A 504-nucleotide genomic window follows, 5' to 3' on the forward strand; every position below is an offset into this window, starting at 1 on the left:
AGATGCAGGATCATGTCGTTCTTGCGCGCCCAGTTCGACATCGACTGGATCGCGGTGTAGCCGATCACCAGGTCGATCATGACGACCACCGAGCCCAGCTCTTTGGCGAACTCGGCGCGCTCGTACATGTCCTCCATCGTCGCCGCGGTGACGTTGAGGTAGCTGCCCTTGATTTCGCCCGTCGCTGCCTGGGCGCGATTGACCGCCTCCATGCAGTAGAGGAAGCGCTCCCGCCAGTGCATGAACGGCTGCGAGTTGATGTTCTCGTCGTCCTTGGTGAAGTCGAGGCCGCCTTTCAGCGCCTCATAGACCACGCGGCCGTAATTGCGGCCGGACAGGCCGAGCTTCGGCTTGACGGTGGCGCCGAGCAGCGGACGGCCGAACTTGTCGAGGCGCTCGCGCTCGACGACGATGCCGGTCGGCGGCCCCTTGAACGTCTTGACGTAAGCAACCGGCAACCGCATGTCCTCGAGCCGCAAGGCCTTGAGCGGCTTGAAGCCGAAC

General features: G+C 63.7%; 1 protein-coding gene. It reads right to left on the reverse strand.

The genetic code is table 11. The features are described 5' to 3' along the window. Window positions 1-504: RuBisCO large subunit C-terminal-like domain-containing protein (locus BGN91_RS05525; protein WP_292611273.1), on the reverse strand; the 504-nt coding region annotated here is incomplete at both ends.

It is taken from the genome of Nitrobacter sp. 62-13 (genome assembly GCF_001896955.1).
In the GTDB taxonomy this organism is placed as follows: Bacteria; Pseudomonadota; Alphaproteobacteria; order Rhizobiales; family Xanthobacteraceae; genus Nitrobacter.